The following is a 542-nucleotide window of genomic DNA, read 5'->3' on the forward strand; positions in this document are numbered from 1 at the left end:
TGCCTTTGTTGTTCATACACGCGCAGATTCAGATCGGTGAGATCCAGGATGGGCGTAGGGATCTGAAGCGCGCATGCCCGCCTGACCAGGTCACCAATAATCTGTTGCGCTTCCACAGGAGCATCCTGCAGCAGATCCCGGAACATGGAGGACGTCAGGGTGGAGTCCGTTTTCGTCAGGAGACTGACAGTGCCCTTCAGCGTGGCATCCCGTAGGGGATAACCAGCCGCCGCCGCCGTTGACGCACATTCATGGATGACCGCCTGCGCAAAGGCCTGACCTGCTGGCTGGCTGGCGACATCCCCCACGGTTCCGCGCATCAGGCAGCAGATGCTGCCCAGGGCGGCGAGCAGGACCCATTTGTCCCACATGTCCTGCAGGATGTGGGTGGAACACACCGTTTCAAATCCGGAACCCGACAGGGCTTCCGCAATACTGCGTGTCACTGGCGTATCGCCGCCTACCCGATCTCCAATCGAAAGACGGGGCAGAGAACCGGTCTGGACAATGCGCCCCTGCGCATCAAGCATGCTGACGATAAA

1 protein-coding gene is annotated in these 542 nt (G+C 60.0%); it reads right to left on the reverse strand.

Annotation, left to right across the window (positions count from 1 at the left end):
- The coding region (locus tag B7449_RS16730) for a ketopantoate reductase C-terminal domain-containing protein (protein ID WP_048883870.1) at positions 1-542 on the reverse strand (542 nt) is incomplete at both ends.

It is taken from the genome of Komagataeibacter intermedius TF2 (assembly GCF_000964425.1).
In the GTDB taxonomy this organism is placed as follows: domain Bacteria; phylum Pseudomonadota; class Alphaproteobacteria; order Acetobacterales; family Acetobacteraceae; genus Komagataeibacter; species Komagataeibacter intermedius.